The organism is [Clostridium] symbiosum ATCC 14940 (assembly GCF_000466485.1).
Lineage (GTDB): Bacteria > Bacillota > Clostridia > Lachnospirales > Lachnospiraceae > Otoolea > Otoolea symbiosa.
Map to the genome: position 1 here is coordinate 1 of NZ_KE992931.1, position 6340 is coordinate 6340.

The window sequence follows — 6340 nt, forward strand, 5'->3', positions numbered from 1 at the left end:
TTCTTGCTTACAAACTTATTATACGAGGAGGGATCAGTTATGGAACTGGATAGAGTAAAAGAAATTTTAGGTATACTTGCTTTGAAAAACTTGTGTGGAGATAAACTTAGAATTATTTTATACATAGCAAGTATAGGTCAGTGCAGATTAGAAGATATTGAAAAAGCGTTAGGCTTACGAAAGTCAACAGTCAGCAGATATTGCAAGCAACTATATCAACAGAAGCTATTAAAGAGGTACAACTACGTTATGACGCTTTCAAGCGGAAAAAGAGTTGTGCCATGTTATTCATTTAATTGGGAGGTAACTGCAAATGAATAAAATATATTATACACCAACAGAAATTTTTATAAACTATATCATGACAGGAGACGAAGTACATGTTAAAAAAAATTTATTGGATTTTTTTAAAACCGAAACTATAATAAAAAATGCGGAGTTTGACGCTGTTGTTGATGACACTATCAAAAAAATGATAGCGAGTGATGGGTCAAAAGTTGATGAATTCGGCTATTTTAATTTTGCCTGTACTCTAGGAACAAGCTTAGTTCAATATTGTCAGAAACAGATTGAGGCACTTGATCTTAAAGTTTCTCTAATAGATTTTTACTTATATAGAGCTATAAGCGATATTAACTTTCCTGTAGCAATAGCGTACTATCTAAATGAGAAAGTAGATTTAACAGACTATGAATGTTTTAGAGAACTAACAAAAAGTGACTTTGATTTAGGTCTCATAGACTATTGGCTTGATACAGAAAAACCATGTATACCCAATCATATTTTGAATTGGGCAACAATGCTATATTTAGACTGTGAGAATCGTCCTAGATATGAATTTTGTTCAATCGATGAATATATAACAAAGTTATCTTTGGACTTGGATAGGCGCTTTGAGGAGTTTTTGAGTGAATTTAACACTAGTGAACATGAAAAAAAAATTTATTTCGACTTAATACAATATGAGTTGGATTTGATTAATTTAAGACTTATTGCGGAGATAGATTTAGGACTGACGGAACGAAAGTATTATGATGAAGATATGACTACTATAGCAAAACTACTATCGCAAGCTCGCTTGGAAGTTGAGTCCAATTATAAAACACCTGCAACATCCAATATTATTTTAAAAAAATAAACGCCTTTACCGGGCGTTTTTAATTTTACTTTTTATTCAGTTGCAAATAATTGCAATCTGCCATGTGGCTGTTAGCCTCTCCAATCATTTCTTTCTGTTAGATAACGCACTAATTTTTGACTAAAAAATTATGTGCGCTCTTATTGTATTTAATAACACTATTTGATACTATTTAGTGTCTCTCTGAAACCCGCATAAACACTAAGCGAATTGGCATTTTGAGGTGAAGAAAGTACGCTGTTAAGGTGAAGAAAGTACGCTGGCGATATATATATGAGATAGATTTTGAGATTGAAGTTTTTTGAAAAAATAATTTAAAAAATGTGGTTCATCTCACATAGTATTTATGAACCATAGTACACCACTTGAACCGTAAATCCTGATTAAAAGAAAAACTCGCCAGACGAATCTGACGAGTTTTTTAACTACTCAATAATAATACTATTAACACGATAGTAATTTGGTCGATATTCTTCTACCTCATCAAAAGTTACAGTTACTGTTGTGCCCTCTTTGAGGTCATATGGCAGATCAGGGTGCGTGTCAGAGCGGTAAATCAATAAAAAACTCTTTTTGTCATCTACAATATTTATCTTTTGTTCCTTGACTTCTGTGCCACTTTCATTTGTCCATGAAGAAAAATCACCAGAATATTGTTTTCCTAAGATTGCAGTAAGTGTATGTGTACTATACGCAAATTTTTGTATGTAAATTCCTGTTCCGTTATTTCCAGCTCCGTATACGTTTACCACACCATAATAATCATCATCAATCTTGTAAAAGTAATTAGGCCAGGTGTTTTCTCTTGGATTTGTTTCTAGGTCTGGCTTTTTCTCTTTTAGGTAAGCAACCACTTGATCTCTATAATCGCTGTAGTAGTTTTCACTTTTTCCAAACCAAAGCGTAGATTTTTGTATACCCTCTTTCTGTTCGCCTGTTTTGCTATCTAGTTGATAACCAGTTGTAGAATAGCTTGATTTAATACCATAATTTTCATTAGGCTTTGGAAAATCATTATCCAGACCAAAAATTTCAAATAAATTCATTTCATATGGGTCGTCAACTGCTATACTTACTCCTGGTTCGTTTAAATCGATTTTATCGGTTTCTGTTTCTTTTTGAGTTTGTTCTTTGGATTTAGCTTCTTTTGAAACCTGATTTTCCATTTTCTCAAAAGCTTGTTCCACTTGTTTTTCGGAAATAGTTTCTAAATCTTTTTCTGTCAGTTGTTGTTTGTCACCGCAACCTCCTAAAGCTATTGCTGTTGCAACTGCTAGTGATAAAAGCGCTAATTTTTTCATCTACGTATTCCTCCGTATTATATTTTTATATAAAATCTGTGAATCAGATTATATATACTAACCTGCATGGCTATCACCAAACTCGATAATATAACCATCATTGTCTTGCATGATTACAAACATTCTTGCACGTTGAAATTCAGTTATTGTATCTGAATGCCAGTTTGCATAGTCGTACAAGCTTAATTTTGTGTCTGGATCATCCAGAAAAAAAACTGTGGCATTTTTACAAACACGAACTACAACGTTAACCGATTCTGTCAAACTTCCATCCTCTGTCACTCCACAAGAAATATTAGCTGTCATTTCGTAATAGCTACCGTAATCTTTTGCGTTACTTGCATACACGATGGTTTTACTGCCAAAATACTGATAAACATCTTTACAGTAATCATTTGATGTAGGTTTAATAATTTTGAACATAATTATGGTTACAGACAGCAAGCATACTCCAAAAATCATTTTTATCTTCATACTTCTATACCCAATCCCACAAACGAAACCACAGTAGAAAAACAATTTTTTCATCTATTATATTAGCTTCAAAATAGTTGGCTTCTCCGAGTAATTGATTTAAACTATGCCCTCCTGAATCGCATGTCAAAAACTCTTGTGCCGTTATTAGAATCTCTAGGCTGTCAGATTTTTCTTTTAAAATAAAATCTGCTTCGTCAACTAACTCTAACTCCAGTTCTGCAAAAATCTTTTTGATTTTGTCCCTACGTTCAGAAAAAAAACATTTTGTATGGGTCTTTTCAAATAACGCAAGTTTTTCCATGAGCCTTTTGAAACCATCATCCATCTTTTTTTCTTCACCTCCATTTATGAGTAGATATATACTCATATTTTACTACTCATTCAAAAATATGGCAATACTTGTTATTATGATTTTAAAGAGGTGAGTTGCATGAGAGATATTGATTATGGACATATTCAGATAAAATTAAAAGATTTTATGGAAAAAGAGGATATAAGTATAAATCGGTTAGCCTGTAGGGCTGAAATGCAACGAACCCAACTGAAAGCTTATATGAATGGCGAGGTGCAAAGAGTTGATTTGGCGGTTATGGCACGTTTGTGCTATGTACTTGAGTGTGATTTAGATGATCTCTTAGAATACGTTAAAGACTAGGTTTACTCGACTAACTACTCGACTACTTCCTCGACTTAATATGCTTGATGATGATAGGTTGCGCAAAACCTCCATTCTACGTTGTTTTTGTTTATTAGGATACTGTTTAGTTCTGTGCTGAATTGGCTGATTCCCGTCAGCAGCTTATTTAGAGTCCTTGATTTTCAAGGACTTTTTCGTTTTTTTCGATGAAATTAGTGATTACATTTGGTTACACTTTGGGTTACACTTTTACATAATATTTTGATTAGCCAATAAATCATTTTTATTTATTACTCCAAAGCATACGTTTTTTTAGTTTGTGCATTGAGCGAAACGGAATATCAATCTTATTACAGATTTTCCTGAGTGTCCTATTGAAAAAGTATATCTTTAATCTCCCATGCTCATTATCATAAAATAAATAATCACTTTTTACCCCATTTTGAAAATTCATGCGCTTGATCATCCCCAAAATCTTTATTGCAGAATTGGAAAGTTCAATGCCATCCATACTACTTTCACTTTTGGGAAAATCTCTTACAGCATACACTGTTTTACCATTCTGATCCTTATATTTAATCTCTGTGCGTTGAATGTATAACCTATCCTGTTCTTGATCAGAATATTTTAATGTACATAGTTCACCAACTCGCAACCCCGTAAGCAGAGCCATTTTCCCCCATACCTTCACATCTTCAATAGATAAACTAGGTACAATATAATTAATGATTTCAACGATCTTGGATCATCACTATTGATTATTTTATAATACGTATTTGTACGCGACATTACCAACTCAGATTGAATAGGATATATTTTGATGGTATACTTAAAAAATATATGCAGGAAGAATATGGCAAAGGAGATCAGTGTTCTCATAGAGCAAATACCACATAAAAGGATTTTCTTATTCGAAGGGGCGTGACTAATGTTAAAAAACAAATTAAATAGATATCAAAAATTAGCCAAGGTAATGGCAGTTTTTCTTTTAATATTGTTGGCTGGATACTATATAATTTCAGCCTCCTACACAAACAGTATTATTGGGGGACTTGAAAATATCAAGGAGCATCCTTTCCCAGTTGCTATCGCAGCGGGCAAAATGGAAACTAATTCTCGCGAACTTCGCTTAACGGTAGAGCGGTTGTGTACGGACAGAACCATTGATACATTAGACGAAGTGAAGAGGGGATTAGCAGAAAACCAAGGATCTAGCAATCAGGCATTGGAAACAATAGTTTCGCTGTATCTGACAGATCCTCCAGCCGCTGTAAAGCTCAAAGAGCAGTATAATGATATGTTGGAACAGCAGGAGTATTTAATAGAACTGTGCGAGCAGGATGGGGTTTCAGATGAAACGGTCATGCTATATGTGAAGGAAAACATTATACCTCTGCTCGATGAGATTGACACCGCTTTGGAAATACTTATTCATAATGCAATATTGATGTTCGACACCTTATACCTTCAATCGCTTTCTTATAAGCGGATTATGTTTATTTTGACTACTGTATTAATCAGTGTGATAGTTGTTACGCTGCTTTTATATCGGTATGTCTTATCCAAACGGGAGGTAGAGGCCGAATACTGTTAGTGGAGGATAATACCCTGAATGCGGAGATAGCTCAAACTCTGTTGACCGATTACGGAGTACATGTAGATGTAGCGAGTGATGGTAACGAAGCACTGGAATTCTTTCGGGCAGATACCAATAAATATGATATTATATTTATGGATGTGCAAATGCCTGTTATGGATGGCTATCATGCGACAGCTGCGATACGTGATTTGGAATCGAAGAATTCTAAGCATAGCCACACAGTAATTATTGGTATGTCGGCCAACGCGTTTAAAGAGACGTAGATAAGGCTTTAGCATGTGGTATGGATGACTACATTACCAAGCCCATCGATATTAAAAACTTCAAAATTTATTGAGGAAGTTTTGCGAACCATAATTGCAGAGCAGTACGTAAATTGAAGAAGGGTTATCATGATACAATTGTCGAATCGATAAAAAGCAATTTTTATCTATGATGGAGGTGAAATATATGCGAATTTGGAAAGCGATATTTTCTATTTCAACGCTTATTTTTGGTGCTATTGGCCTGATGAAATTGTTACCTTATGATATTTCCATGCCTTTTATGTTTTTCTTTATGGGGTTGACACTATTGACACATGCAAAAGAATGTTATGATAAAGGCTCTAAACGCGATGCAGTTATCTTTATAGGAGTTGTTATTTTTGTTTATGTAATTACTGCATATAATTTGATTTCTAAAACGTTTTAATTCCGCACATACATTCGAATTTATATGGAGGGTATTGCCGCCATACGGAAACATTACATAAACGCATGGGAGATAGCTCCGTGACCGCGCCCTAGCAAGACGCGGTCACTTTTGTGTTACTAATTCTATTAGCCATTTGTACCAAATTTTATAGGCTCAACCGTCTAACGGTTTCTGTTTATTCTGCTACATCTTGCAAATCAGCAACTTTAGACTTGTCTTCCAAGTACTTCACAAGATCATCTGGCAGTGTCAGAGTTTCCTCTAGAGCAGGAAATAAGACTTGAACTTCCCGGGGAGTATCCAGAGAAGCATAAAGCTCTACACCTTATCTAATAACAAGCATAATTTTTCTAAAGATTTCTCAGCCTTTAATCGACCTTATTCTGTTTCTAATTCAGAAATGGCTTATTGCATATCCTGAATGCCTTTAAATACGGATTGACAAATGGTCCCACAAAAGGATTTAACAACAAGATAAAGGTATTAAAACG

At 34.4% G+C, this 6340-nt stretch carries 10 protein-coding genes and 1 pseudogene; 7 read left to right on the forward strand and 4 right to left on the reverse strand.

Annotation, left to right across the window (positions count from 1 at the left end; all coding sequences use genetic code 11):
* Nucleotides 1-39: 39 nt before the first annotated feature.
* Nucleotides 40-321 carry a MarR family transcriptional regulator gene (locus CLOSYM_RS12695; RefSeq protein WP_115639069.1) on the forward strand — a complete coding sequence of 94 codons (282 nt, stop codon included), beginning with the start codon at nt 40-42 and terminating at the stop codon, nt 319-321.
* Entirely contained in the window at nt 314-1138 is an 825-nt protein-coding gene (locus tag CLOSYM_RS12700; RefSeq protein WP_021642417.1) for a hypothetical protein, read from the forward strand. Before CLOSYM_RS12695 ends, CLOSYM_RS12700 begins: the two co-directional genes overlap by 8 nt.
* Nucleotides 1139-1563: 425 nt before the next feature.
* Here CLOSYM_RS12700 and CLOSYM_RS12705 read toward each other — a convergent pair whose 3' ends face one another.
* From CLOSYM_RS12705 to CLOSYM_RS12715, 3 genes are read right to left on the reverse strand one after another with little or no spacing between them, the layout of a single operon-like run.
* Nucleotides 1564-2439, reverse strand: coding sequence for a hypothetical protein (locus CLOSYM_RS12705; protein ID WP_021642418.1), 876 nt, complete (start codon nt 2437-2439; stop codon nt 1564-1566).
* Nucleotides 2440-2496: 57 nt separating this feature from the next.
* Nucleotides 2497-2913: a hypothetical protein gene (locus tag CLOSYM_RS12710; protein WP_021642419.1), complete on the reverse strand. Its 417-nt coding sequence runs from the start codon at nt 2911-2913 to the stop codon at nt 2497-2499.
* A gap of 4 nt (nt 2914-2917) precedes the next feature.
* Entirely contained in the window at nt 2918-3283 is a 366-nt protein-coding gene (locus CLOSYM_RS12715; RefSeq protein ID WP_021642420.1) for a hypothetical protein, read from the reverse strand.
* Nucleotides 3284-3346: 63 nt separating this feature from the next.
* Between CLOSYM_RS12715 and CLOSYM_RS12720 the strand changes: the two genes are divergently transcribed.
* The gene (locus tag CLOSYM_RS12720) at nt 3347-3571 is read left to right on the forward strand and encodes a helix-turn-helix domain-containing protein (RefSeq protein ID WP_021642421.1); all 225 of its coding nucleotides are present in this window, start codon (nt 3347-3349) and stop codon (nt 3569-3571) included.
* 265 nt (nt 3572-3836) lie between these two features.
* Here the strand turns inward: CLOSYM_RS12720 and CLOSYM_RS12725 are convergent, their stop codons facing one another.
* Nucleotides 3837-4292, reverse strand: a complete 456-nt coding sequence (locus tag CLOSYM_RS12725) for a tyrosine-type recombinase/integrase (protein WP_081697070.1) — start codon at nt 4290-4292, stop codon at nt 3837-3839.
* Between the two features lie 189 nt (nt 4293-4481).
* Here CLOSYM_RS12725 and CLOSYM_RS12730 point away from each other — a divergent pair, with 189 nt between their 5' ends.
* The 4 genes and pseudogenes from CLOSYM_RS12730 to CLOSYM_RS24080 form a co-directional block, all read left to right on the forward strand.
* A complete protein-coding gene (locus CLOSYM_RS12730; protein WP_021642423.1) occupies nt 4482-5147 on the forward strand; it encodes a hypothetical protein in 666 nt (221 codons plus the stop codon).
* Nucleotides 5147-5416: a response regulator gene (locus CLOSYM_RS12735; RefSeq protein WP_021642424.1), complete on the forward strand. Its 270-nt coding sequence runs from the start codon at nt 5147-5149 to the stop codon at nt 5414-5416. The genes CLOSYM_RS12730 and CLOSYM_RS12735 overlap by 1 nt, the downstream gene beginning before the upstream one ends.
* Nucleotides 5417-5603: 187 nt before the next feature.
* A complete protein-coding gene (locus tag CLOSYM_RS12740; protein ID WP_044902410.1) occupies nt 5604-5846 on the forward strand; it encodes a hypothetical protein in 243 nt (80 codons plus the stop codon).
* Nucleotides 5847-6260: 414 nt separating this feature from the next.
* Nucleotides 6261-6340 (forward strand): annotated as a pseudogene (locus tag CLOSYM_RS24080) (transposase); the annotation flags it as partial.